General features: G+C 61.2%; 26 protein-coding genes, 2 tRNA genes and 1 pseudogene. 18 read left to right on the top strand and 11 right to left on the bottom strand.

Annotated features, from left to right (window positions below; translation table 11 throughout):
• Position 1: 1 nt before the first annotated feature.
• A complete protein-coding gene (locus ACGYLY_RS03585) occupies positions 2-517 on the bottom strand; it encodes a hypothetical protein (protein WP_395282945.1) in 516 nt (171 codons plus the stop codon).
• 105 nt (positions 518-622) lie between these two features.
• Here ACGYLY_RS03585 and aroC point away from each other — a divergent pair, with 105 nt between their 5' ends.
• The 4 genes from aroC to ACGYLY_RS03565 all read left to right on the top strand — a co-directional run bounded on the left by aroC (position 623) and on the right by ACGYLY_RS03565 (position 4050).
• Positions 623-1771, top strand: coding sequence for a chorismate synthase (gene aroC / locus ACGYLY_RS03580; RefSeq protein WP_395282946.1), 1149 nt, complete (start codon positions 623-625; stop codon positions 1769-1771).
• 40 nt (positions 1772-1811) lie between these two features.
• A complete protein-coding gene (locus ACGYLY_RS03575) occupies positions 1812-2141 on the top strand; it encodes a HalOD1 output domain-containing protein (RefSeq protein ID WP_395282947.1) in 330 nt (109 codons plus the stop codon).
• A gap of 338 nt (positions 2142-2479) precedes the next feature.
• Positions 2480-3268 (top strand): hypothetical protein, encoded by a 789-nt coding sequence (locus ACGYLY_RS03570; protein WP_395282948.1) that lies wholly within the window; start codon positions 2480-2482, stop codon positions 3266-3268.
• Between the two features lie 152 nt (positions 3269-3420).
• On the top strand, positions 3421-4050 hold the full coding sequence (locus ACGYLY_RS03565) for a uracil-DNA glycosylase family protein (protein ID WP_395282949.1): 630 nt from the start codon (positions 3421-3423) through the stop codon (positions 4048-4050).
• 60 nt (positions 4051-4110) lie between these two features.
• On the opposite strand, the gene ACGYLY_RS03560 is transcribed toward ACGYLY_RS03565, so the two are convergent.
• Positions 4111-4320, bottom strand: coding sequence for a hypothetical protein (locus ACGYLY_RS03560; protein WP_231182819.1), 210 nt, complete (start codon positions 4318-4320; stop codon positions 4111-4113).
• A 68-nt stretch (positions 4321-4388) separates the two neighbouring features.
• On the opposite strand from ACGYLY_RS03560, the gene ACGYLY_RS03555 reads away from it, so the two are divergent.
• Positions 4389-5141 (top strand): DUF2064 domain-containing protein, encoded by a 753-nt coding sequence (locus ACGYLY_RS03555; RefSeq protein ID WP_395284163.1) that lies wholly within the window; start codon positions 4389-4391, stop codon positions 5139-5141.
• Positions 5142-5173: 32 nt separating this feature from the next.
• On the opposite strand, the gene nhaC is transcribed toward ACGYLY_RS03555, so the two are convergent.
• A complete protein-coding gene (gene nhaC / locus ACGYLY_RS03550) occupies positions 5174-6622 on the bottom strand; it encodes a Na+/H+ antiporter NhaC (protein ID WP_395282950.1) in 1449 nt (482 codons plus the stop codon).
• Between the two features lie 147 nt (positions 6623-6769).
• Here nhaC and ACGYLY_RS03545 point away from each other — a divergent pair.
• Positions 6770-6852, top strand: a tRNA-Ser gene (locus ACGYLY_RS03545).
• Between the two features lie 154 nt (positions 6853-7006).
• Here ACGYLY_RS03545 and ACGYLY_RS03540 read toward each other — a convergent pair.
• Both ACGYLY_RS03540 and ACGYLY_RS03535 read right to left on the bottom strand, forming a co-directional pair.
• Entirely contained in the window at positions 7007-7717 is a 711-nt protein-coding gene (locus ACGYLY_RS03540; RefSeq protein ID WP_395282951.1) for a lamin tail domain-containing protein, read from the bottom strand.
• A 370-nt stretch (positions 7718-8087) separates the two neighbouring features.
• Positions 8088-9086 carry a malectin domain-containing carbohydrate-binding protein gene (locus ACGYLY_RS03535; protein ID WP_395282952.1) on the bottom strand — a complete coding sequence of 333 codons (999 nt, stop codon included), beginning with the start codon at positions 9084-9086 and terminating at the stop codon, positions 8088-8090.
• A 161-nt stretch (positions 9087-9247) separates the two neighbouring features.
• Here ACGYLY_RS03535 and ACGYLY_RS03530 point away from each other — a divergent pair, with 161 nt between their 5' ends.
• Both ACGYLY_RS03530 and ACGYLY_RS03525 read left to right on the top strand, forming a co-directional pair.
• Positions 9248-9919 (top strand): helix-turn-helix domain-containing protein, encoded by a 672-nt coding sequence (locus tag ACGYLY_RS03530; RefSeq protein WP_395291252.1) that lies wholly within the window; start codon positions 9248-9250, stop codon positions 9917-9919.
• A gap of 43 nt (positions 9920-9962) precedes the next feature.
• Positions 9963-10283, top strand: coding sequence for a DUF5785 family protein (locus tag ACGYLY_RS03525; RefSeq protein ID WP_395282953.1), 321 nt, complete (start codon positions 9963-9965; stop codon positions 10281-10283).
• On the opposite strand, the gene udk is transcribed toward ACGYLY_RS03525, so the two are convergent.
• Positions 10284-11024 carry a uridine kinase gene (udk, locus tag ACGYLY_RS03520; RefSeq protein WP_395282954.1) on the bottom strand — a complete coding sequence of 247 codons (741 nt, stop codon included), beginning with the start codon at positions 11022-11024 and terminating at the stop codon, positions 10284-10286.
• 185 nt (positions 11025-11209) lie between these two features.
• Here udk and ACGYLY_RS03515 point away from each other — a divergent pair, with 185 nt between their 5' ends.
• The 4 genes and pseudogenes from ACGYLY_RS03515 to ACGYLY_RS03500 all read left to right on the top strand — a co-directional run bounded on the left by ACGYLY_RS03515 (position 11210) and on the right by ACGYLY_RS03500 (position 15601).
• Positions 11210-11968 (top strand): GTP cyclohydrolase III, encoded by a 759-nt coding sequence (locus tag ACGYLY_RS03515; protein ID WP_395282955.1) that lies wholly within the window; start codon positions 11210-11212, stop codon positions 11966-11968.
• 157 nt (positions 11969-12125) lie between these two features.
• On the top strand, positions 12126-12692 hold the full coding sequence (locus tag ACGYLY_RS03510; protein WP_395282956.1) for a cyclic nucleotide-binding/CBS domain-containing protein: 567 nt from the start codon (positions 12126-12128) through the stop codon (positions 12690-12692).
• A gap of 102 nt (positions 12693-12794) precedes the next feature.
• Positions 12795-14177, top strand: a complete 1383-nt coding sequence (locus ACGYLY_RS03505) for an ABC transporter substrate-binding protein (protein ID WP_395282957.1) — start codon at positions 12795-12797, stop codon at positions 14175-14177.
• 150 nt (positions 14178-14327) lie between these two features.
• A pseudogene (locus tag ACGYLY_RS03500) lies at positions 14328-15601 on the top strand (ABC transporter substrate-binding protein).
• Here ACGYLY_RS03500 and ACGYLY_RS03495 read toward each other — a convergent pair.
• Genes ACGYLY_RS03495 through ACGYLY_RS03475 form a run of 5 tightly spaced genes read right to left on the bottom strand, consistent with a single transcriptional unit; the run spans position 15591 to position 20517 of the window.
• Positions 15591-16457, bottom strand: coding sequence for a right-handed parallel beta-helix repeat-containing protein (locus ACGYLY_RS03495; RefSeq protein WP_395282958.1), 867 nt, complete (start codon positions 16455-16457; stop codon positions 15591-15593). The pseudogene ACGYLY_RS03500 and the gene ACGYLY_RS03495 overlap by 11 nt on opposite strands.
• 58 nt (positions 16458-16515) lie before the next feature.
• The gene (locus tag ACGYLY_RS03490) at positions 16516-17223 is read right to left on the bottom strand and encodes an ABC transporter ATP-binding protein (protein ID WP_395282959.1); all 708 of its coding nucleotides are present in this window, start codon (positions 17221-17223) and stop codon (positions 16516-16518) included.
• On the bottom strand, positions 17223-18056 hold the full coding sequence (locus tag ACGYLY_RS03485; protein ID WP_395282960.1) for an ABC transporter ATP-binding protein: 834 nt from the start codon (positions 18054-18056) through the stop codon (positions 17223-17225). The genes ACGYLY_RS03490 and ACGYLY_RS03485 overlap by 1 nt, the downstream gene beginning before the upstream one ends.
• Complete coding sequence (locus tag ACGYLY_RS03480) at positions 18053-19405, bottom strand: branched-chain amino acid ABC transporter permease (protein ID WP_395282961.1); 1353 nt, start codon at positions 19403-19405, stop codon at positions 18053-18055. The genes ACGYLY_RS03485 and ACGYLY_RS03480 overlap by 4 nt, the downstream gene beginning before the upstream one ends.
• The gene (locus tag ACGYLY_RS03475; protein ID WP_395282962.1) at positions 19402-20517 is read right to left on the bottom strand and encodes a branched-chain amino acid ABC transporter permease; all 1116 of its coding nucleotides are present in this window, start codon (positions 20515-20517) and stop codon (positions 19402-19404) included. Before ACGYLY_RS03475 ends, ACGYLY_RS03480 begins: the two co-directional genes overlap by 4 nt.
• Before the next feature lie 209 nt (positions 20518-20726).
• Here ACGYLY_RS03475 and ACGYLY_RS03470 point away from each other — a divergent pair, with 209 nt between their 5' ends.
• The 6 genes from ACGYLY_RS03470 (at position 20727) to ACGYLY_RS03445 (ending at position 25557) form a co-directional block, all read left to right on the top strand.
• Positions 20727-21926: a phosphoglycerate kinase gene (locus ACGYLY_RS03470; RefSeq protein ID WP_395282963.1), complete on the top strand. Its 1200-nt coding sequence runs from the start codon at positions 20727-20729 to the stop codon at positions 21924-21926.
• Complete coding sequence (locus ACGYLY_RS03465) at positions 21927-22403, top strand: GNAT family N-acetyltransferase (RefSeq protein ID WP_395282964.1); 477 nt, start codon at positions 21927-21929, stop codon at positions 22401-22403.
• 17 nt (positions 22404-22420) lie between these two features.
• Positions 22421-22494: transfer RNA gene (locus ACGYLY_RS03460), tRNA-Thr, on the top strand.
• Between the two features lie 461 nt (positions 22495-22955).
• Entirely contained in the window at positions 22956-24419 is a 1464-nt protein-coding gene (gene dacB / locus ACGYLY_RS03455; protein WP_395282965.1) for a D-alanyl-D-alanine carboxypeptidase/D-alanyl-D-alanine-endopeptidase, read from the top strand.
• Positions 24420-24651: 232 nt separating this feature from the next.
• The gene (locus ACGYLY_RS03450) at positions 24652-25002 is read left to right on the top strand and encodes a hypothetical protein (RefSeq protein ID WP_395282966.1); all 351 of its coding nucleotides are present in this window, start codon (positions 24652-24654) and stop codon (positions 25000-25002) included.
• A gap of 45 nt (positions 25003-25047) precedes the next feature.
• Entirely contained in the window at positions 25048-25557 is a 510-nt protein-coding gene (locus tag ACGYLY_RS03445; protein WP_395282967.1) for a macro domain-containing protein, read from the top strand.
• Positions 25558-25574 lie beyond the last annotated feature (17 nt).

Genomic DNA, 25574 nt, shown 5'->3' with positions numbered 1-25574 from the left:
CTCAGTTCGTCTCCGTTCCGTTCGTCGTTCTCGTTTCCGTTGCGATTCCCGTTTTCGTCGCTGTTCCCGGCTCCATCGTGGGTTCCGTCTCCGCCGTTTCCGTCTCCGTCGCGGTTGCCGTTTCCGTCATCTCCTCCTGACACGTCGAGGTGACGCCGATTCCGTCGGGACCGACATCGATCAGAATAACGTTCGTTTCACAGCCGTTCATCTTCCACTCCACGGTGCGCCACATGTCGTTGTCGAGTTCCACGTTCACCTCGTAGGTGTCCGCTTCGAGGATGTTTTGGCGGTTCTCGATCCACCCCGGAAAAAGGTAGAACTTCGATTTGTAGTGGTCGCCCGTACGAGTGCCCTCGATAGATACCGTGACGACGCGTCGCTTCTCGAAGAAGTTGCGAACGCGCAGGCTCACCGGTTCCGCGTCGTCGTCGCCGCCATCCGTCGGAAGGCGGCCGATACAGCCCGCGGAACTTCCTACGAGACCAAGCAGGGCGGTGAATCGTCGCCGATTCATCGCCTTCGTGTTGGTGTCCGGGCTATAAATTTTCTTTCGGCCACCGGTGGCGAAACGTTCCGCGGTCTGCAACCTCTAAATGCCCCCGCCGCACAGGAACGGGTAATGAACGGAAATCGATTCGGACGCCTCTTTCAGGTGACGACCTACGGCGAGAGTCACGGGGAGGCCATGGGCGTCACGATAAGCGGCTGTCCGGCGGGGCTGGAACTCACGACCGACGACGTGCAGGGCGACTTGGACCGGCGAAAACCCGGCCAGTCGATGATATCGACCAGTCGGGACGAACCCGACGCCGTGACCATCAACAGCGGGATTCAGGACGGTTACACGACGGGAACGCCGATCGGGATGGTCATCCAGAACAAGGACGCCCGGTCGGGCAAGTACGAACCGTTCATCACTGCGCCGCGGCCGAGCCACGGGGACTTCACCTACTCCGCGAAATTCGGGACGCGAAACTGGGGCGGCGGCGGTCGGTCGTCGGCGCGCGAGACGGTGAACTGGGTCGCCGCGGGAGCCGTCGCCAAGAAGATACTCGCGGCAGAAGGCGTCGAACTGAAAGCGCACGTCGATCAGATCGGCGACGTGCGCGCCGACGACGTGAGTTTCGAGGAGATGCTCGAACACAGCGAGGAGAACGAGGTCAGGTGCGCCGACCCGGACGCCGCCGAGGAGATGCGGGAGTTGATAGACGAGTATCAAAAGAAAGGAGACTCCATCGGCGGGTCGATTTACTTCGAAGCGCGCGGCGTCCCGCGCGGATTGGGCGCTCCGCGGTTCGATTCCGTCGAGGCGCGGCTCGGGCAGGCGATGATGTCGGTGCCGGCCAGCACCGCCTTCGAGTTCGGACTCGGCCGAAACGCGCGCGAGTGGGCGGGACACGACCGAAACGACGAGTGGGAGTTCGATTCGAACGACGACCCGAAACCCGTGACGAACCGCCACGGCGGTTTGCAGGGCGGCATCACGACGGGCGAACCGATCTACGGGGAAGTGACGCTCCACGCGCCGACGTCGATTCCGAAGACCCAGACGACGGTCGATTGGGAAACCGGCGAGGAGAAGGAAGTGCAGGTCATCGGCCGTCACGACCCGGTGCTACCGCCCCGCGGCGTCCCCGTGGTCGAAGCCATGCTCGCGCTGACGCTCGTGGACTTCATGCTGCTCGGCGGCCGAATCAACCCCGACCGACTGGATGGCCAAACGGGAGAGTACGACACCGACTATCATCCCAGTCAACCCGAGACGTAATTTTATACCGGATAGGGAGCAAACCATCGTCGTATCGTCGATGAACCGACAAAACGTCGACAACGAAGGGGAGGGCGGGGAGCGCGGACCAACGCTCGTCGCGTCCGACCCGAGGACGTACCACACGCACCGGAACAAGACGTCGTTCGGCTCCATGAGCGGGACCGTCATCCAAGCTATCGCGTCGATTGGGGGCATAGATCCGACCGAAACCAGAATCCCGCTGATGGACGTTCTCGACCCGGACGCCCTCGACGCGCTCTTCACCCGTGACCCTCGGGGAAATCGAACGGTGGGGCATATCACGTTCTCCATCGACGGTCTGACCATGTTCGTTCACTCGAACGGACACGTGATACTCCGCGAGTGACCGTTCCCGGACGAACCGAACGCTCGCCGCGGGAGTCACGATACCCCGATAAAAATGCCATTTCGAGATCACGTGGTTCTTATTCACGAACAAATTTATAACGAATAGATGCGTAGGGCGTCCATAGACGGCAGCGATTCGAGCGTCGCGCTCGAATCGCACACCGTAACCGACCCGTAGACGTCCCAGCACCCAGAACGGTTTCAGAAGGGATCGCTGGCGTGAGGAACCGTGTCGCCCGTACACCGAGATAACACAGTAGTCGAATCAATGAAACCAATCAGACAGACCCTCCAGTGGTTATCGCGCGGAAGAAACGATCATCGAGGCCGACGCCCATGACGAGCGCAAACCTCGACTTCGAGACCGGCAGTAGCGTTCTCGTCACAGCGCCGAGTGATGCGGACCGTCGAGCGGAAAGCCATCCTCTCACGCACTTTCCGCACGACGATACGAACGCGTTGGTCGCCGTGACGTGCGACCGGTCGGCGAAATCGCTTCTCGATCTCTGGCGTCAGCACGTCGGCCAACTCCCAAACGCGGTTCGCGTCATCGAAGTCGGTACGTCGATGCGTAAGGCGGGACCTTCCTCCGACGGGTCGATACCGGCGACCGTCGATACCGTCCATCGCCCCGACGACCTCGCCGGGATTCGAGCGGCCATCACGTCCGCCCTCGCGGCGTTCGACGACGAGACGACGCTCCTCTTCGACTCGCTCACGACCCCGCTCGAACACGTTTCGGTTCACCGGATGGTCTCCTTTTTCGACGCCGTTTCCAAGCTCCTCGCCGATATGAACGCCGTCGGATACTTCCGATACGACGGGTACACCGACGAACCGGCGGTCGCCCCGTTTCGAATGCTCGCGGACGAGACGGTTGAATTCTCCGACGACGCCGACCGTCCCATTCGGTCGACCACGACGAATTCGAGCGACGGACCGTCGCTCGACAGCATGTTCGAAGCCCTCAGTTCGAGGCGACGGCGGGACGCGCTCCGCTATCTCCTCGAAACCGATGGAACGGTCGGAATAGACGAACTGGCGAGGGTTGTCGCCCGGCGTGACATCGGCGAGAGGAAATTGACGCCGAACCACCATCGCCAGTACTACGCGACGCTGTACTAACTCCACCTGCCGAAGCTCGACTCCGCGGGACTCATTGACCACGACGAACGGGAACACCGCGTTTCGGTTCGAGAGAACTCCCGATGGGCGGCGTCGTTTCTCGCGCTCGCCGAGGAGTAGCCCCTTTTACGCTCGCGGCACAAGCAGGGTGCATGAACGCGAAACAGGAGGAGCGCTCGAACCCCTTCGGAATGGACGAGGAGTGTACAAACTGCGAGTTATGCGAACGCCGTGAACGGGTCGTTCACGGCTACGGCGACGTGGACGCGGATTTCCTGTTCGTCGGCGAGATGCCGAGCGCGGGCGCGGACCGAACCGGCGTCCCCTTCACGGGCGACGAGGCGGGCGAACGGCTACAGGCGGTCCTCGGCCGACTCGGTCTGAACGACTCGCCGGCGGACGCCGACGAACCAGAAATCGAGAACGCGTTTCTCACCTACCTGACGCGCTGTCACCACCCGGAGCGACCGCCGGACGACGGCGAAATCATGACCTGTGAGCCGTATCTGAACGCCGAGATTCGGATGATAAACCCCGAAATCCTCGTTCCTATCGGGGAGGGTGCGCTCGCCGAAATCGCCACCGAATATACCACGACGCCGGCGTCCGACATCGACATCGCGGAGGACCACGCGACGACGATTCGGGGACGTGGATTCGAACTCGTTCCGATGATACATCCCGGAGAACAGACCGAAGAGCAGACGGAAGCGTTCATCAAGCACTTCGCCGAGTTGATGGGGACGGACTACCGGCAGACGAAGGGCCGACAAGGACGATAACGGGCGACGAAAGGGCGACGGAGTTGATTGGGTGATTGGGACACCAAGCGTCCGATTCATTCACCAGTAGGGGTTCTGCCGCCACCGCTTCGAGCGTCCGCCGACACGTGCCAGTCCGGCGACGGCGACGACGAGTAGTGCGATGGAGACGACGCTGGCGGTGACGGCGTCGCCGGTGAGCGTTTGCGTGACAAAGGCGAAGAGCGCGCCGAGCGTCAGGACGGCAAGGACGGCGACGCCGAGGAGACCGAGGGGTTTCGTCCAGTGCATGGCCGAAATTGGCACGAGGAGGGCATAAAATGGTGGCTTTCAAGGCGCTCCCGCCCCGACGGGCGGGTATGACCACTATCGCCGTACTGGCCGACCCGCCGCGCGAGGGATTCGTCCTGCCGGAACTCCCCGAAACGTCGCCGCTCTCCACGTCCGAGGCAACGGAACTGTACGCCACCATGCTGAAAGACACGTTCCTCGCGGCGGCGAACAGCGGCGGGGAACTGCTCGTCAACTACCGCCCCGACGAGGCGATTCCGGACGAGTACGAGGGGAGCGGCAGTTCCGAGGAAGAACTCCGCGCGCTGGCCGAGGAAGCGCTCGACGACGTGAGCGAGGTGCGCTTCGAGGTGCAGGTCGGCGAGACGTTCTCGGGGCGCGCCGGAAACACGGCGACCCATCTGCTCCAAGAGGAGGGGGTGGCCTCCGTCGCCGTCGTGGACGGCACCGCGCCGATGCTGACGCGAAAGGAGATAGACAGCGCGGCGATGAAACTCCGCCGGAGCGAAATCGTCCTCGGTCCGGCCGACGACGGGCGACTGTACTACCTCGGCGCGACGGACACCATCGACTTCACGGACGCGTACACCGTGCCGGAAATCGAGACGGCGACGCATCGGGCCGTCGATGCCGGTCACGACGTGGATTACCTGCCCGCGATGACGAGCGTAGCGACGGGTGGGGACTTGCGCTCGCTGATCCCGCTGCTGAACGCACGCATCGCCGCGGAACGAATCGTCCCGGTCAACACGGCGTCGTACCTCCACGAACTCGGCGTTCGCGTCGAAGAACGGGACGGAAAACGGGAATTGGTTCGGTAGTCGGCTTCGTTCTTTCGTCGTGCGATCGTCCGTCAGTCGGCGGACGCGATTGCACCCTGCTTCTCCGACGAATCGGTCGCGATTCCCTTTCCGGTGGCGGCCATCGCGAACAGGATTATCGGCGAGAGGAAGCCGAAGAGGTAGTACGGCGCGTAGGAAACCGTCGAGACGCCGAGCGCCCCGGCCATGTAGATAGCGCCCGCGTGCCACGGGATGAGCGCGCCGGTCGGCGTTCCGGCGGATTCGACGGCTTGCGAGAGGTTGCTGCTGTCGAGTCCGTACTCGTCGTAGAGGTTACGGAGCGTCATGCCGGGGACGACGATACTCATGTACTGCTGGGCCGTGAGTGCGTTCGTCAACATCGCGGCCGCACCCGTTCCGGCGATTAATCCGCCCACGCTGCTGACCGATTGGGAGAGGCGATGTGCGAGGACCGCGAGGACGCCCGTCGTTTCGAGCAAGCCACCGAGGGTGAGGGCCGCGACGACGACGCTGATGGTCCACGCCGAGCCTTCGATACCGCCGCTTTGGAGCAGTCCGTTGACGAGGTCCATCCCCGTCTTCGGAGCCGTTCCCGCCAGCACGACGTCCCACGCGGCCGTGAACGACATCCCTTGGACGAGGATGGCAGTTCCGACGCCCGAAAAGATGCCCGCGACGAGCGACGGCAACGCGGGATAGCCGCGGAGCGCGAGGCCGAACGTCACGACGAGCGGAATGAACACCAACGGCGAGATGTGGTAGGTTCCGAGCAGCGCGTGCTGGATGTCGCCGACACGCCCACCTTGGGCGCTACCGCTCGCTCGTAATCCGAGAATCGCGTAGCCGACGACCGCGAGGCCGAACGCCAGAACCGTCCCGTTCCGCATCGCGCGGATGTGATCGTACAGCTTCGTGTTCGTCACCGCCGCCGCGAGGTTGGTCGTGTCCGAGAGCGGCGACTGTTTGTCACCCGCGTACGCGCCCGAGAGAATCGCCCCAGCGGTCATCGGCGCGGGAATCCCGAGTCCCGACCCGATGCCGATGAAGGCGACGCCGAGCGTCCCCACCGTGGTCCACGAGGATCCGATGGAGAAGGCGACGAGCCCCGACAGTATCGCCGTCACGGGCAGGAAGACCGTCGGCGACAGCAATTTCAGCCCGTAGTACATCAGGCCGGGAATCGTCCCGGAGCTGATCCACGTCGCGATGAGGGCGTAGATGGCGAACAGGATGAACACGGCCTGTAGTCCCATCAGCAGACTGTCGGCGATTCCGCCGTACAACTCCTCCCACGAGAGACCGAGGAGGTAGTAGCCGACGAGGCCGGTGAACACGATGGCCCACAGCAGCGGCATGTGTGGGTCCATCCCCAACCACGCCGACCCGACCGCGAGGAACAGAATCGTCGCGAGAACGGGCACGAGCGCTTGTCCGAACGACGGTCGCCGGTCCTCCGGCAACTCCGCGTACGTCAACGGTTCGAAGTCCAGTGATGGCATCGTACTCCGGAAAATGCACCACGGGAATTAAACGATTATGGTTCAATGTCTATGGATAATATTTCAGTCGTCTCATTCGTTTGCGTCGATACGTTGCTGCCCCGAGACCGACAGTTCTTAGACCCGGTGCCGAGTAGGGCGGACCGTGGTGGGATGGCAGAGCGGCCTATTGCGCCTGCCTTGAAAGCAGGTGGCGTCATGCCTCTTGGGTTCAAATCCCAATCCCACCGTTCTCGACACGAACAGTTCGTGAGTGTCGAGTAAGGCGATTTGATTTGAATTAGACCGAGTTCTGCGCCGTGCGCAGGTCCTCGGGCGTTGTTCAAATCCCAATCCCACCGACGCGGACGTTTTGACTATCTAAAACAGGAGTGGTGGATCGTCTTAGCAGTCTTCTTCGGAATCGTCTTCAGACGACGACTCTCCGGATTCCTCGGAACCCGTCTCGCCGCTATTCGAACTTTCACCCTCATCAGACTCGCTATCGTCATCCGACTGTGAATCTTTCGAGGAGTCACCGCCCGATTCATCGTCGTCGGAGTTTTCTGTAGTTTCGCCCGAAGCGGATTCCTCCGAATCATCTTCGGTAGTCGTCCCTTCCTCCGTCGTGGTTTCGTCTTCAGTGGTCGTCCCTTCCGTCTCAGTCGTCGTGGTCTCGGGCTTGCCAACATACGTATCCCCGTCAGACCGAGCAACAACGGTGCCGTCGGGGGAAAGAATCGCGTACACTTCCTCTTCCTCGTCGGGCATTACGTATTCACGACTGACCTCTACGCCCGCTTCACCCTGCTCGGCATCCGGTGCAATCTTCAGCGTCCCACCGGCACTGATCGTCGTTCCCCGAGCTATCGTTCCTTTCTGCTCATCACCTTCGTCATCGTCTTCGAATCCAAAGTCGACGATGTACCCGCTGAGGTCCATCTCCTCCCCGGACGTGTTCTTCACGACGAGGTATTCGTTCTCGTCATTGATCTCGACGAAAACGAGTTGTGATTCATCACTCGCACCGAAAACGCTGGTTGAACTGAGACCGACTGTTCCGGCCACTACTGTACCTGCACCAAGGAGGAATCGACGTCGTTTTTGATCCGGCATACATGTTAACGAAAAATCCAGAAGAACAAGAAAATTTTGTCGGATATGATGAAATGAAACCAATGTACCCAGCTATTCGCATCCCGAAAGGTGGGGAGAAGGATGGCGCTCCCCGACGTCAAATGGGGATGACAGAGCCAATTATGGAAACAGGCCGAACCAAGCCTGACTGTTGCCCTCCACGGGAAGGGCACTCGGAGCGACGCAGTATTTACTTTAGTCCCTTTATATTTTGATGGAGTTCGACTATATATGCCTACAGAACTCCGATAACGAGAAAATTGAACGCGCAACCGAAGCGCTCGTATACCGAGCGATACCGAGGTCGGAAGGACCGCGGTCGATTCTCCGAAGAAGTGACGTTTGACGGTTACGCTGCTTCGAGTCCCGAATCCGTGACCGCCGCGAGGAGGGGCTGGTTTGCAGCCGTACGGGACAACGACCGGTCGTCGGTTCCGTCGGAATCGCCGCGGTCCTTGTTCACGTTGCCCTCGTTCACGCGGACGATTTCGATGCCCGAGAGCATCGGATCCTCCTTGTCGTGGAGGAACTTCACGTTGAGGACGCCGTCACGGACGGTGACGGTATACGACTTCATCGTCCCTCGGTCGTGACCGAGTTCCTTGTACATATCGTACTTGTGGAGGACGCGCTTGCCTTCGACTTCCACGTCGAACTTCCGCGGTCCCTCCTTTTTGTAGTCGTTCCATCCCGAGTCGTCGAAGTACGATTCGACGAAGTAGAGCCTGACCTCGTATTTCCCGCTCTGCACCGGGAATCGGTACTGCATCTCCCTGTCGTCGCTGTGATCATCCTTCACGTCGGCGTCGTAGCGTCTGCTTTGGAACACCGCTTCGGGCGTCCCCTTCGGGACGGCGGGAGTCATCGCCATCGGATCGTCGGTCTGGTTCGTGTGACTGCCGCTGATGCGTGCGTTCCCGAACCGAGTGGGGTTGTTTTCGCCGTCCGCCAACCAATCCGGGCCGCCGTCCGACGCCTGAAGTCGGCGACCACCGACGTTGACGCGGTATCGAACCGTTTTGCTCGGGGCGCTCGTCCGCGTCGTGGTCGTGGTTGTCGTGGTTGTCGTGGTTGTCGTCGGTGTGGTCGTCTCGGTCGTTTCTTCCGTCTCGGTCGTCGTCGTCGGCTGAGTAGTCGTGGTCGTCGTTGCTGTCGGTGTGGTTTCCGTCGGGGTTCCCGTCGTTTGTGTCGTTCCCGCCGGAGTAGTTCCGTTACCCGCACCACCCGCCGCCGGTCCCAGGATGCCGCCCGGAATCCCCGCCACAATCACTAGTCCCGCAACGAAGAAAACGACGCCACCGCCGATGAGTATTCCGTGGATGAATCCACCGGATGAAGAGCCTGACATGTTTCTCATCTTCCTCGCGTGTGCCGCGCCATGTCCCGAAGTTCGGAAGCCCATCCAGTTAATTATACACCGGCTAAAGTGCAATCGAGCCGAGAATAAGGCGGTAATTTTCCGACCGATACTTAAATTAGCATGAATTGGCAAGCAGAACAGCGAACCGGGTGCCGTTTGTTGTAACTCGGGTGAGTACGATTGCTGAAATCGCACTCCCGACGATCGAATTTGCCCTTCACGAGACGTTTTCGCGAGTGCCGGAGGCGAGATTCGAAGTCGTAGGAGTGGTTGCACACAACGTAGAACACGTGATGCCGCAATTGCGGGTCATGGCGGGGGATATCTCGGCCGTAGAGCGGGCGTTCATGGACGATGACACGGTCACGGATGCGACGCTGCTGACGAGGCTGAAGGATCGGGGGTTGTTTTCGATGGGGTGGGACCGTTCGGTCCACCGGATTCTCTCTCTGATCGCGATGGACGATACGGCCGTCCTCACCGCGCAGGCCTCGAACGGCGAATGGACCTTCCGTATCCAGTGTACGAACCGCGAGATTCTCTCAAGGCTATACGAATCCTGCCACGATGCCGATGTCCCCCTCGAAGTTCAAAACGTTCAGGAACGGACGACGATGGTGGACGACCCGCACGAACTCACCCAACAACAGCACGAAACGCTACGGAGCGCCATGAAGCGGGGATATTACGAGATCCCGAGAAAGGTGACGACCACGGACCTCGCCGAAGAACTCGGCGTCTCACATCAGGCCGTCTCCGAGCGGTTGCGGCGCGGCCACCGGAGTCTGGTGGAAACCGGTCTCTCGCTGTCTCGGCAGTGAGACAGAAAGCAATCCTTTTGCTTCCCCGAATGAAGATGCGAACATGGACTGGCCTCACGACCCGGATGGTGAAGAAGGGAGCGAGGGTGGACGCAAGTACGGACTCGCTATCCTCGCGAAGAAACTGGATGAGGACGAGGACTTCCCGCTCGAACGTGACGAGTTCGTCGAGGAACACGCCGACGAGCCGATTCGAATCAACTACAAAAAGGTCGTCAGCGTCGACGACATCTTCGAACACGTCGAACCGACCGAGTTCGAGACGATAACCGATTTCCACAAGGGCGTCGGCAACGCGATGCGGACCGGCGGTTTCTGGGACTACCACCCGGTCGGCGAAAATCCCGAGAAGAAACGCGCTTAGCTATTCCGACTTTTCCGACGACCATCGTTCGCCGCCACCGTCGGGTGTCGCGGCGGGCGCTTCCCTCCGCTCGGTTCCCTCGTCCGTCGGGAGGCGAATCTCCTCCTCGACGTCCCACGCGTGTTCCGTGCGCGTCTCCGCCCGAACTTTCTCTTCGAGGAGGTTGACCGCGACGCGATTTGCACCCTCCGGGATGATGAGGTCGGCGTGCTTTTTCGTCGGTTCGACGAACTGCTCGTGCATCGGCTTGACCGTCGAGAGGTACTGGTCCATGACGCCTTCGAGGTCCCGTCCGCGGTCCACGACGTCGCGCTCGATTCGGCGGAGGATTCGAACGTCGGCGTCGGTTTCGACGTAGACTTGCAGGTCGAGCATCTCGTTGACCTCGGAGTCGTACAGCGCGAGGATGCCTTCGAGGACGACGACGTCCGTCGGTTCGACCGTGACGCGTTCGTCCTTGCGGTTGTGAACGCTGAAATCGTACTGCGGCATCTGGATGGTCTGCCCCGAGAGCAGCGAATCGAGATGGTCGCGGAGGAGCCTCCACTCGAACGCCGAGGGGTGGTCGTAGTTTATCTCGGTTCGCTCCTCGAAATCGAGGTGCGAGAGGTCCTTGTAGTAGTTGTCCATCGGAATGCGAGTGACGGAGTCGCTGCGCGTTTCCGTTATCTCGCGGGCAACCGTCGTTTTCCCCGCGCCGGTGCCCCCCGCGATGCCGATGACGAACGACGGGATACTCATTGTGGGGTGCAGGTGGAACGGAGATTTGAATCCCCCGGAATCGAAACCGTCCAAAAACTGACGTTCCGGATCCCCTCCACGCTCCCGAGAACCTACCGTCGTCGGCTCGTTCTCCGTTCCATTATTGAGACGAGGAACGCGATTAGGACCGCTTATACGATAGTGCGTCAAAGTCAGGACCAACAGTGACGAACGCCCAGATAACGTTGATTCAGATCGACAACTACGGGCCGTGGACCGTGACGCCCGAACCACGCCGAGAAGTGGACCTCCAAACGCTCCAATCGCGGTTGTACGCCGACCTCTCGCAGCTCATCGGCAACCGAGAGGGGTACGTCTTCTTCACGCGGTTCGACAACATGGTGGCCGTGACGAACGGCCTCTCGCTCTCCGACCACGCGCTCGTACAGGAATCGGTCGGCAATCGCTATCCCGTGACCGTCAGTTTGAGCGTCGCCACGGGGACGAGTCCGGTGCAGGCGCTCCACGACGCCACGGAACTGCTACAGGACGCCGGCAGCGCACAGGACGGCTCGCGCCGCGAAATCCTCGACGGACGGACGATAGACGAGGAGTTCCGCACGGACGACGACGTCCAGATAGCCCACTTCGACGTGAACGACATGACCGGCAACTACACCGACGAGGTGAACGCCTTCGACTCGTTCATTCACATCGAACAGGGGTACGCCGAACTGATGCGCTACATGCGCGAAGCACACGACTCGCTCTCGTTTTTCGTCGGCGGGGATAACGTCATCGCCGTCTGTCCGAACTTGGACGAGGCGGCCTACGAGGACGCGATTCAGCACGTCGAGGAGACGGTTGAAGTCGAACTGAAAGTCGGCGTGGGACATGGACGGGTGCCACAGGAGGCCGGCATGGACGCGAAACACGCGCTGGAGACCTGTCGTGCGACCGGTAGCAGAATCGAATTCGAGTAACCGTCTTCGAACGACTCCTCCCGAGCGGTTTCCAACCGTTCACAACGGCACCGAATCGTTCATATCGGCGCCGAAAACGTAGCTAGTACCTTTCGCTCGATGCGGGAATAAAGGTGCCGGGGATACTTTTTAGAACGATCGTGTCAAACGTTCACATATGAACGCCGAAGTCATGGTGAGGGACGTGATGACCCGGGAATACGTCGGGGTCAGTGAATCAGACACGGTGTTTGGTGCGGTTCGCCTCATGTCCGATGAAGGGGTTGGCAGCGTCGTCGTCCTGCGCGGACGTGAACCGGTCGGTATCATGACGGAGTCGGACGTCCTTTCCCTCGTCGCAAACGAGAAAGACCCGAAGGAGACCCCCGTTTCGGAAGCGATGACGACGCCGGTCGTCTCCATCCCACCCGACCGCAGTCTCGCCGACGCGGCGGGGATGATGGCACAGCAAGGGATCAGGCGGATCATCGTCACGGGTGCCGACGACGAACTCCTCGGCGTTCTCACGGAACGGGACGTCATCTCCGCATCAGCGTCGCCATCGAGCATCACGCGCACGAACGAACGGGACATCGACGAGAGCGAACTCGGCAACCGAATGGAGACGAACGGCGGCGACGCGGAGTACACGAACCAGAGCATCTGTGAAGTCTGCGGCGCGCTCACGCACGATTTGACGAACGTCAACGGGCAACTGGTCTGTGCCGATTGCCGCGATTTCTGAACGAATCGTGGCTTCGCCACGGAAAAAGTTGTCGTTTTTAAAGAATCATAAAAAGCTCGAAAGGTAGATTTATAACGGTAGGGTCGATATCCAACGCTGTCCATGCGATATGATATCGAACGACGGGACGTGTTGAAGGGCCTGGGTGCAACCGGAATCGCCGGGCTTGCGGGCTGTATTGGCGGTGGCGGTGCTGGTAACGACAACGAGACGAGCGACACCGGCGACGGTAGCGGTGACGGCGGTGGTGACGGCACCGATGATGGCGGTGATGGTAACGGCAACATGAGCGGCGGTCCCGACGTCATCAACGTTATCGGGTACCCCGAAAGCGGAATTCAGTTGTTCCGAGACTACTACAAGAGTACGGACGGGGAACAGAAGATAATCGTTCCCGACGGTCTGCGTGATGCGACGCTGCCCAAGGAGGTCAGCAACGAGATGGCGAACGTCACCGGAACCGCACCGGCGGCTTCCGGACCGAACCAGAAGGCGTTCACGGAGATGTTCAAGGACGAGTACGATCAGGAGCCGGGTGTGTTCAACTCCCACTCCTACGACGCAGTTGCCGTCCTCATCCTCGCCAACGTGGCGGCGGGGGCAAACGACGGAACGAAGATTCGCGACCAGATGCGCCGCGTCGCCAACCCCGGCGGGCAGAAATACGGCCCGGAGGACTTCGTCGAGGCGGTCAAGGCCGCCTCGCGCGGCGAGGACATCAACTATCAGGGTGCGTCGAGCGTCGTGGACTTCGACAAGATGGGCGACCCGGCGTCCGCGGCCTACGACGTCTGGAAGTTCGATTCGAGCACCGATAGCGGAATCAAGACGTTGGACACCATCGACTTCGAGGGAGATCCGGGCGGAGAGATGGCGGACAGCTCCCCCGGTGGAAAGGACCGAACGGCGAAAGTCGGTATCCTGCTGCCCGAAACGGGTGACCTCGGTTCGGTCGGAAGCCTGATGATAAAGGCGGCGAGGATCCCGGTCAAACAGGTCAACGACGCTGGAATCAACATCAGCATCGACGCACAGGTGGAGGATACGCAGACCACCAAAACGGCGTCACTGAGCGGCGCGAACGCGCTCGTCAGCGCCGGCTACCCGGCCATCTGTGGCCCGGCCTCATCCGGGAACAACATCCCGGTCAGCCAGCAGGTGTACATCAAGCAGGGAATCGTCGGCTGTTCACCGTCCAGCACGGCGCTTACCGTGACGAACTTGAAAGACGACGACTTCGTGTTCCGCACCGCACCGAGCGACTTGCTACAGGGCCAAGTCATGGCGCAGGTCGCCTCCGAGCGACTCAACGGCAAGACGGCCTCGACGCTGTACGTGAACAACAGCTACGGACAGCAGCTGTCCGAAAAGTTCTCGAATACCTTCACCGGTGACTACAGCGGTGAGATATTCCAAAAGGTGTCGTTCAACAAGGGCGAGTCTTCGTACACGTCCGTCATTAACAAAGCGATAAGTTCGAACTGAGTAGCCGTCCCTCCGTTCGGCTTTTTATCGAGGAATACGTCAGTTCCTGCGTGTGCTAGTGTATCTCTCGTCAGTCGATGAACTGACTACGATATATAATGATAGTTTAAGATACATTTTTGCCTCGGAACGGTGAGGGTTCCACCGGGTATGAGTCAAAAAATCGACCGCCGCACCTACCTCCGAGCGGCAGGTGCGGCGAGTACTGTGGGGTTGATGGGTACCCTCCAACAGGAGGGTGGGCCGGACATGCTCACCATCATCGGCTACCCGGAGAGCGGGATTCAACTGTTCCGCGACCTCTATGCGAGCGGGGGGACATTCCCGTCCTTGTCCCGGACGGGTTACAGTCACCCGACCTGCCGAAACAGGTCGGGAGCGACATGCAGAACGTCACGGGAACGGTTCCCGCCGCCGCCGGACCGAACAAACAGGCATTCACGAAACTATTCCGCGACCGCTACAACGCGCCGCCGGGCGTGTTCACGTCACAATCGTACGATTCGGTCGCCATCCTCATCCTCGCCAACGCGGCGGTGGGGGCGAACGACGGACAGAAGATTCGCGACCAGATGCGCCGCGTGGCAAATCCTCCCGGCAAGGAGTTCGGGCCACAGAACTTCGTGGACGCCGTGAAAGCCGCCGCGAACGGCGACGACATCAACTATCAGGGCGCATCGAGTACGACGAACTTCGACAAGCGCGGCGGCCCCGCCTCCGCGGCCTACGACGTCTGGAAGTTCGCACCGCAGACCGAAGACGGAATCAGAGTCGTCAACACGCGACAGTTCCAGAGTAACGCGGGCGGCCCCGAGGCGAACAGCGCGCCCGGCGGATTGGGCCGAACTATCAGGGTCGGTATCCTGCTTCCGCAGACCGGCGACCTCGCATCGGTCGGGACGCCGATGATTCAAGCGTCGAGGATTCCGATTCAACAGGTGAACGAGGGGAACGTGGACTTGCAGGTCGAAACGCAGGTCGAGGACACGCAGACCGACCGGCAGGCGTCACTTAGCGGGGCGAACGCGCTCGTCAACGCGGGGTATCCCGCCATCTCGAGTCCGGCGTCCTCCGGGAACAACATCCCGGTCGCGAGCGAGGTGTTCATCCCGAACCAGATCGTCGGCTGTTCGCCGTCGAGTACGGCCATCACGGTCTCGTACTTGAAGGACGACGACTACATCTTCCGCACCGCGCCGAGCGACCTGCTGCAGGGCGGCGTGATGGCACAAGTCGCCGGGGAACGTATCGGCGCGAAAACCGCGGCGACGTTGTACGTGAACAACGACTACGGGCAACAGTTGTCGAACCAGTTCGCGAAGAAGTTCAAGCAGGACGAAAGCGGAACCGTCACCAAACAGGTGGCGTTCAACAAGGGCGAATCGTCGTACTCGTCCGTCATCCAACAGGCGCTCAACGGGTAGCTACGCGTCCGTCGGATTCATTTTTCGCGGTCGTCCCCGACACGTCCTCGTACGTCCAGTTTCCGTGCATATCGACGAGTCGGTTGTCGCTCGCGTTCGAGCGCGTCACGACCGCTTCTCCACCGGGATTCGAGAGCGTCGCGTTCCGTATCACGTCGTCGTGAGAGTCGACGAGTAGGATGGCCTCGCCCGTCGAGCGAACGACCGAATCGGACATCTCACTGCCCGCTTCTCCAAGTAACGCGACGCCCGTCTCGCTCCGCACGACCGAGGCGTTCGTCACCGTCACGTTCCCCGAATCCGCGACGAACACCCCGACCGAACTCGTATCGCGGGTAACGCTGTTCGAAACGCGACTGCCGCCCGAGTTGCGTACGAAGATGCCGGTGAAACCGTTCGTCGCGGTTACGCGTTCGACCCGCGTCCTCGGTGAGTCGGAAACCGTCACGCCGTCCCCCGTCTGCCACGTCGTCACGTTCCGTACGGTTCCCGCACGGGCACCGTCGTACGTCACTCCGAACGTCCAATTGAGTGCCGTCAGATCCCGAACCGTGACGTTTTCCCCCGTCACCGAAACGCCGGTCGTGTTCTCCCGGAACTCGTGGCCGTCCACGACGTGATTTCCCCCGTCGAGAATCACGTTATCGGCCTCGATTCGGATGCACGACTCGGAGCGCGAATCGATGTCGTCCGTGAGGACGTACCGACCCGATTCGGTTATCTCCGAGCAGGAATCGAGGTGGGTCGGATGCCCGTCGAAGGCGGGCGTCGCCGGCGTGGGAACCCCGAAAACGAGGAGGAAACCGGACACGGCCACGAGCGCGAACACCGGAGCGACCCACCGTGAACGCGTCATAGGCCGAACACGCGTCGCTAGTGCTTGTGGATTGTGGCACCGAAAGAACGGAACGGAGTTATCCGCCGAGGAACTCCTGTCGAACCTCGTCGTCCGCGAGCAGCGCGTCTCCGCTGTCCATGAAGCGGTTCCCGCCCTGCACGAGGACGTAGCCGCGGTCACAGCGTCGGAGCGCCTCCTTCGCGTTCTGTTCGACCATCAGAATCGCCGTCCCGTTGTCGTTGATTTCGTCCACCTTGTCGAACATCTCCGCCACGAGGTCGGGTGCGAGTCCGGCGCTGGGTTCGTCCAGCATCAACAGGTCTGGGTCCAACATGAGCGCCCGACCCATCGCGAGCATCTGCTGTTGTCCACCGGACATCGTCCCCGCCTTCTGGTCGCGGCGTTCGTCGAGGATCGGGAACCGCTCGAACACCTCGTTGAGGGCGTCTTTCGGCACTTCGTCCAGAATGTACGCCCCCATCTCCAAGTTCTCCTGCACCGAAAGCGTCGGGAACACGTTGTCCGTCTGGGGGACGTATCCGAGTCCGAGGTGGATGATGTCCTCGGGGGCGTCCCCCTGAATCTCCGTCCCGTCGAACGTAATCGTCCCGCCCATGTACGTCGTCAACCCGAAGACGGACTTCATCACGGTCGACTTCCCGGCCCCGTTCGGGCCGACGATGGTGACGTATTCGCCGTCCTCGACGCGCATATCGACGTTGCTCAGGATCTGTAGGTCTTCGCCGTACCCCGCGTCGAGTCCGTCGATTTCGAGAAGCGCCATCAGATCTCCTCCCCGAGGTAGGCGTCGATAACCTGTTCGTTCGACCGAATCGCCGCAGGCTTCCCTTCGGCCAGCACTTTGCCTTGATGCATGACGATGACGTGTTCGCAGTTGTTCATGATGACGTCCATGTCGTGTTCGACGAGGAGGAACGTGTAGCCACGCTCACGGAGTTCGTGGACGTGTTTGAGCAGTTTCTTTTCGAGCGACGGGTTCACACCCGCGAGCGGTTCGTCCAACAGCACCATCTGCGGGTCTGTCATGAGCGCCCGCGCCATCTCCAACAGTTTCCGTTGGCCGCCGGAGAGGTTGCCCGCGTACTCGCCCGCGAGGTGGTCGATTTCGAAGAACTCGAGCATCTCCCACGAGCGTTCGAGTACTTCCTCCTCTTGGTCACACACGTCCCCCCGCATTCCGGGCATCACCGACCGCCAAAGATGTTCGCCCTGTTGTGCCTTCGGGGCGAGCATCATGTTCTCCAAGACGGTCATCTCGGAGAGTTCGCGGGCGATTTGGAACGTCCTGACCATGCCACGGTCGGCGATTTCGAACGGTTGCAGTCCCGTGACGTCCCTGTCGTTGAAGTACACCGAACCGCTGTCCGGTTGATAAACCCCCGTGATGAGGTTGAACGTCGTGGACTTCCCGGCCCCGTTCGGACCGATGAGGCCGGTGAACGACCCCTGCTCGATGGAGAACGTCGCGCCGTCGACCGCCGTGATACCTCCAAAGGTCTTCCGGAGGTTTTCGACGCGAAGCGGCGTCTCACTCTGATCTGCCACCTCGTTTCCGATATTGAGGCCTTCGGTTTCCGCGGACTCGCTCGCGGTCATCGCTCCTCACCCCCGTCCGCCGCGGGCGTCGATCCTGGCTCGTTGGACCCGCCGCCGGGACGCGTGAGCGGGATGCTCGCCGCCTCCTCCTTACGATGGCCGAGGACGCCCTCCGGTCGGTGGTGCATTATCCAGATGAGAACTCCTCCCATGATGACCAACTGGAGTGCGTTGATGTTCCCGATGATGTAGGCCACCATCGGTCCGAACGTGCCGCTGAATATCGGGCCGAGTGCGCCCGCGAACGTGTTCGGCGCACCGCTCGGGGGGTGGAAAACGAGGTGGCCGAACTGCGGTATCGCGATGTCGATTCCCCCCCTGATGATGTTCTTCAGGTAGAGCGGTCCCTGATACAGCGCCCCGGCGAACACCGCCGCACCGAGGACGCTGCCGGTGTTCGACCCCGCACCGCCGATGATGAGCGCCAACCACACGAAGAACGTCACCTGCGGTCTGAACGACGTCGGCGTGATGGCACCCTGACGCATCTGCCAGAGGATGCCCGCCAGCCCCATCAGCGCGCAGCCGAGCATGAACGACTTGATCTTGAACACGTCGGTGTTCTTCCCGAGCGCGTTCGCGACTTCCTCGTCCTCACGGATGGCCTTGAGGACGCGACCGAACGGCGATTCGCCGGTCCGCTTCAACAGCCAGTAGAACGCCGCCACGAATCCCATCAGGATGACGGCGTAGGTCAGCGAGTCGAGAACCGGGCCGATGGACCCGCCGAACATCGGGTTGAGTGCGCCTTCGAGCGCGGTATACGGCCCGCTTTCGAAGAGCGGTTGAAGGGGGTCAGTGAAGTTCAACAGGAGACCCCGGCCACCGCCGGTTCCGAGCGTCTTTCCGGCCACCGTGAACTCCTGGAACTGGTCCGACGTCACGGTGAATCGGACGATTTCGGACATTGCAATGGTCACGATCGCGAGATAGTCGGCCCGTAATCGTAGCGCTGGAAGCGCGACGAGCAACCCGAGAAGCGCCGCCGCAGCCATTCCGCCGAGGATTCCGACCCACAGCGGAAGGCCGAGACCCGAGACGGTCGCGGCACCCGCAGTCGCGCTCGCCGCGGGTTTCGAGAGGATGGCCATCGTATACAGGCCGACGGCCATGAACCCCGCGATACCGATGTTGAACAGCCCCGTGTATCCCCAGTGGAGGTTCAACGCGAGCGCCAACATCCCGTACACACCGATGAGGAACGTGAGGCGAGCGAGGGAGTTCAACTGGCCGCGAAGCGAGTAGCCGAGGAGCGACCCCGCCCCGAGGTACACCACGTAAACGGCGAGGAGCACCCCGAGGATGAGCAGCGTATCGTTGAAGTCGAAATCGGGGATGCGCGAACTCATGCGGTCGTCCTCCCGGCAAAGAGCCCCTGCGGCTTGAACAGCAGGATGAGGATCATCATGCCGAACGCGGCGGCCCGGCCGAAGTCACTGGGAATCCAGATGATGGCGAGGTTCCACGTCAGTCCGATGACCAACCCGCCGACGATGGCACCGTAAATCGACCCGATGCCGCCGAGGATGACCGCGGCGAAGATGGGCAGCAGGAGAAGCCACCCGAACTGGAAGACGATGGTTCCCTTCCACAGCACGAGCAGGTAGCCCGCAATCCCGGTCAGGCCGCCGCCGATTATCCACGTCCAGCGGATGACGCGTTCCGTCGGGATACCGGTGACGCGGGCGAGGTCCTCGTTGTCCGCCATGGCGCGCATCGCCTTTCCGAGTTTCGTCCGCTGAAGCAGGAAGTGAACGCCGATCATCAAGCTGACGGTGCAGACGAGGAGCGTCACATCGTGTGCCGTCACGCGAACCGTTCCGTCCCACAGCAGCAGATCCCACTTGGGGATGTTCTGCAACGCGGTCGTCCCGCGGCTTTCCGCCGAGAAGACGAACACGACGAGATAGCGAAGCACGAACGCCACGCCGATGCTCGTGATGAGGAGGGAAATCCCCTCCGCGTCCCGCATGGGTCGGTACACGATGCGGTCGATGAGCAGAGCCAACACGACCGTGCATATACCAGCGAACACCAGTCCGAGGATGACCGCTATCGGCGTCGTCGTGATCGTGATACCGAGGCTGCTCGCGTACGCCGTCCCGCCCGCACCGACCAACAACAGACCGGCGATGTTGTTGCTACCCAATCCCGCAATGAGGTAGGTGACTGCCCATCCCGAGAACGCACCGCTCGTGATGTAGTCCCCGTGCGAGAAATTGGCAAAATTTAGAATACTGTACGTCATTGAAAGCCCGATTCCAGCAAGACCGATGATAAGTCCACGCATGAGGCCGTTCCACACGAGTGACCCAACGTCGGAAACCAGCAAGTCGCCGGTTAGCAGGCGATTGATGAAATCGAAGACAAGGAGTGCCGCGAACAGGCCGACGACCACCAGTAGCGGTCGTTCGACGATGAGGCGGCGCCCACGTGAATACGTCTCAGTTACGTCGTCCATTGATAACTCTCCACACGATAATCGGTTCCGGTCAGAGTATTAAACCTTTCCGACGAAGCGGCCCGCCGTATTTCAGTAACGGCGGCATACTGATAACCCCCAGGAGGAACTGTCGAGAAATAAACGAACCAGCTATTTACTCGAAAACGTGTTTATTTCCACCCCTGTTTACCGACACACATATGCCGGGCGGTGTTGCAGGCACACGTATGCCCATACAGACCCTTGACGACCTCGCCGTCCAAGGGACGACCCTCGGCGTGCGCATTGACATCAACAGCCCGTTGGCCGAATCCGGCGACCTCGCCAATGATGCGCGGCTGTTGGCCCACGTCGACACGCTTTCGGAACTGTTGGAGCGCGGCGGGAAGGTCGCGATTCTCGCCCACCAGGGCAGACCCGGAAGCGACGATTTCGCGAGTCTCTCGCCGCACGCGGCGCGGTTGGACGAACTCCTCTCCTTCCCCGTCTCTCACTGCGATGCGACGTTCTCAGCCGAAGCGCGTCGGGCCGTGACGAATCTCAACGAAGGCGAAGCGGTACTCCTGGAAAACACCCGCTTCTACAGCGAGGAGTACATGGAGTTCCCGGCGGAGCAGGCCGCCGAAACCCACCTCGTGGACAATCTCGTCCCCGAACTCGATGCCTACGTCAACGACGCGTTCGCGGCGGCCCACCGCTCGCAGCCCTCCCTCGTCGGCTTCCCGACGCGACTGCCCGGCTATGCGGGCCGCGTCATGGAACGCGAAGTGGACGTGCTGGGCGATATCGAGGCGACACCGCGCCCACGCACGTACGTGGTCGGCGGTGCGAAGGTCTCCGATTCCATCGCGGTCGCGAGGAACGTCTTGGAACGCGACCTCGCGGACCACGTCCTGACGGCCGGTGTCGTCGGCAACGTCTTCCTGTTCGCCGACGGCGCGGACATCGGCGACGGGAGCGCGGATTTCATCCACGACCAAGGCTACTGGGATTATATCGACGACGCCGCAGACCTCCTCGAAACGTACGGCGACAGGATTCACTTGCCGAAGGACGTCGCAGTCGAGCGAGACGGTGATCGCGTCGAACTCGCCCGCGAGGAGTTCCCCCCGTGGGAGGACGAAATCGCCATGGACGTCGGTGGCGACACCATCGCGACCTACTCCGACATCCTCCGTGATTCCGGCACGGTCATCCTCAACGGCCCGGCGGGCGTGTTCGAAGACGAGACGTTCGCCGACGGTACCCGCGAATTGTACACCGCGGCCGCGAACGCCGAGTTCAGCATCGTCGGCGGGGGGGATACCGCCGCCGCGATTCGGAAGTTCGGCCTCGACGGGTTTGACCACGTCAGCACCGGCGGAGGCGCGTGCCTCCGGATGCTCACCGGCGAGGAGCTCCCGGCGTTGCAAGCGCTCTCCCGATAGATGGTGGCCATCGAGGCGGCGACGAGCGCCGACATCGACCACATCGCGGACCGCTGGGTCGAACTCGCCTGCGACCAGCGCGCTCACGGTTCTCACCTCCTCGCAGCGGAGAACCGGAGCGCCGTTCGGGATTCGGTCGCGCGGCACATCGTCGAAAACGACCTCCTCGTCGCCCGAGACGAGGGTATCGTCGGGTTCGTGATGTTCGAACTCCAGACGGGCATCTACCAGCACTCGACCACTCGCGGCGTCATCCAAAACATCTACGTCGAACCCGCTTCCCGAAACGAGGGTATCGGGTCGGCGCTCCTCGACGCCGCGGAGGAGGCGCTTCGGGAACGGGGTGCCAAAGTGCTGTCTCTCGAAGTGCTGGCGCGGAACGAAAGCGCCCGCAGACTGTACGAAAACAGGGGATACGAACCACATCGAATCGAGATGGAAAAATCGGACGAAAGCGATAACCACTCAAAGGAGTAGCGATAACTGGCTGTTGCGCCAAGGGAGCTTGGGTGGTTCAAGCACTCGATTTGTAATCGAGAATACGTGGGTTCAAATCCCACCCTTGGCTTGACATTTTGACTTCGCCATTCGACGAGCGACATCCAACCCCATACTCAATTAGGACGAGTGGAAATACTTCCACACTACTGTCCGTTCGAACAACTCTGTAGCGTTGGCGCGTAAAAAACGTGCACGATGAGGGTGCCGATGCCGATACCGATTCCCATTACGATGGCCTGCAACGGTGGACCACCAAGGAGTAGAACGGTTCCCGCTCCAGCAAACAACGATAGCGCGAATAGGAATACAGCCCATATATTTCCAACTAGCGGTGATTCGAAATACATAATATCGGATTCTATTCGTGTGCATTTAACACTCGCTTACAGATTTGATACACGTTCCGATCGGTCACGCCGCATGAAATTTACAAAGAACCCTAGCACAAAAGGGGATGTATACTTGATTAGTTGGTAAAAATACAACGCTAAGATGGGAAATAAAAGGTGGAAGTTAAACAGGAGAACGATGCTCGGGGCGACCGGCGTGGCCGGCGTCGGAACGCTGTTCGGCGAGGGTGCACTCGCGACGGAATCGCGGAAAGACCACGACGAATTGGACCAGTCGTGTCGGTCGGGAAACTCGGCCGTCGAGAAGTTACTGGCGAGCGCATCCGAGAAGTTCCCCGGCGGAATCGTCTCCGTATACGCGAAGGAGGCCGGCGCGGACGGCAAGGTTCTCGCGAGCCGTCAGGCGGACACGGTCGTCAAACCGGCGTCGAACACGAAACTGCTCACCACCGCGCTGGCGTTCGAACACCTGGGGCCGGACGAACGGTTCGAAACGAGCGTCGTCGGCGACGGGTCGATAACCGGGAATCAACTCCACGGTGACCTCGTGTTGCGCGGCACCGGTGACGTGTTGTCCACCGCCGACCTCGAACGGTTGGCGGGGCAGGTCGCGGAGAGAGGAGTGAAAACGGTTCACGGCGACCTCGTGGCCGACATCACGGCGTTCGACACCTCCGGGTACGGTCCCGTGTTTTCGGTTCGCGGTCCCGGCTACCCGGAAGGGTGGACGTGGGAGGACCCCCAATACTCCTACGGCGCGCCGAGTTCGACGCTCGCACTCCACTGGAACAAAGTGTCGCTCACCGCCAAACGAACCGAGGGCGGCATCGACCTCGCCGTCGAACCGGATTCGGAGTTCGTCACCGTCGAATCCCACCTCTCGGAAGCGCCCGCCGGGTCGGACGGCTACTTCTACACCTACCTCGACCGGGTGAACGGCACCATCTACGCCATCGGCGAACTCCCGCCGGGATACGAGGAGACGGAACTGGCACCCGTAATGCGCCCCGACGAACACGCGGCGGCGGTGTTCAGGGACCGCCTCGAAGACGCTGGTGTCTCCGTTAAAGGCGACGCCGTTCTCCAAACGAAACGGACAGAGCGGGAGGCAGCGTTCGAAACACGTATCGAATCCGAACCGCTCCGCGAAACGATTGGCCCGATGCTGCTGTACTCGAACAACGTCGACGCCGACCAACTCGCGTTGATGACGGCCCGGCGCGCGCTCGACGACGGGTCGTTCGACGCATGGACGGAGCTAACCGGCGCCTACTTCGAGAGTTTGGGTTCGCCCGCGACCGTTTTCCGGGACGGTTCCGGGCTCTCGCAGTTCAATCTCGTCTCGGCGGCGGACATGGTTTCCCTGCTCGAATGGATCCAGAAGAAGCCGTGGTCGGAGACGCTCATCGGGTCGCTTCCGACGCCCGGAGAGGGGACGCTCGCGTACCGATTGCGGGACGTGGACGTTCCGGTCCACGCGAAGACGGGGACCGTTCGTGGAACGCGTGCGCTTTCGGGCGTCATCGAGCGTCCGTCGGATCCGGACGTACTGTTCTCGATTCTCATGTCGAACGTGACCGTGGGACTCGGCGACGCCCGTGACTATCAGGACGATTTGGTTCGAGTACTCATCGACTCGTAACCGCTGATAACGCCGAATTCGGCGGCGGTTATGCTCGTATTTACGAAGACTGGCTTCGACTGTTTACAGCCAGACACGACTCGTCTCGGACAGGATTAACCGGCTCTTAACGCCGAATCCCGGGTTGTGAACTGTTGCTCGTCGTTCCTACCAGACCAATTATCGGACGGTTTTATACCGTCTCCACGCTTGCTTCACTTTTATGAGCCGCACCCAGAGTGTCCCCCTCTGGATGGCAGCGCCCGATGAGTTCCGAAGTACGCTCAAGATGGTGCTCAGCACGGCGTACAAGAACGACCGCCGGTTCGACCGAGCGTGGACGTTTCGCTATCCCGACGACACACCGGACCTGATGGCAGAGATAACCCATCTCGAAAAGGGTGGAACCGAGGAGATAGTGAACCCTCCGCAGCCGACGAAACCGCCGGAGAAAGCCGTACTCAAGGATTTCCGCGACGTACTCGGTGACCTGCTGTTGAAAGGCCATCGGCGAGGCATCGACTTCGACCGAGCGTGGACGTTTCGCTATCCGAACGCCGACCATCCCGACCTGATGGTCGAAGTAACGTACCTCGAAGAGTGAGCCGAGCGACCCAAGAATTTCCTTCGAGAGCCGCGTAGCGTGGATATGGAATTCACCGTGATTCGCGGCGATATCGCGGCACAGAGCGCGGACGCGCTCGTCAACGCCGCGGGGACCAGCCTTCGAATGGGAAGCGGCGTCGCTGGCGTACTCCGGCGTGGCGCGAACGGACCGATACACGACGAAGCCGTCGAAAAGGGGCCGGTCGAACTCGGCGCCGTGGCCGTCACCGACGCCTACGAACTCGACGCCGAGTTCGTCGTCCACGCGGCGGCGATGCCGCACTACGGGGACGGAAAAGCGACCCCGGAGAGCGTCCGTGAGGCGACTCGGAACGCACTCCGAGAGGCCGACGAACGCGGAGCGGCGTCGGTGGTTCTCCCCGCCCTCGGCTGTGGCGTCGCCGGATTCGACCTTCGGGACGGCGGGAAAATCATCTGCGAGGAGATACGGCGATTCGACCCCGCGTCGCTCGAAGACGTTCGGCTCATCGCCTACAGCGGCGAGGAGTACGAAACGCTCCGCGAGATAGCCGAAACCGTCCGGATGGGCTAATCAGCAGAGTTATGTCT

The sequence above is a fragment of the Haladaptatus sp. CMAA 1909 genome (assembly GCF_043952005.1).
Classification (GTDB): Archaea; Halobacteriota; Halobacteria; order Halobacteriales; family Haladaptataceae; genus Haladaptatus.
Note: the sequence above shows the minus strand (reverse complement) of the source record. Positions and strands in the feature narration are given on the sequence as shown.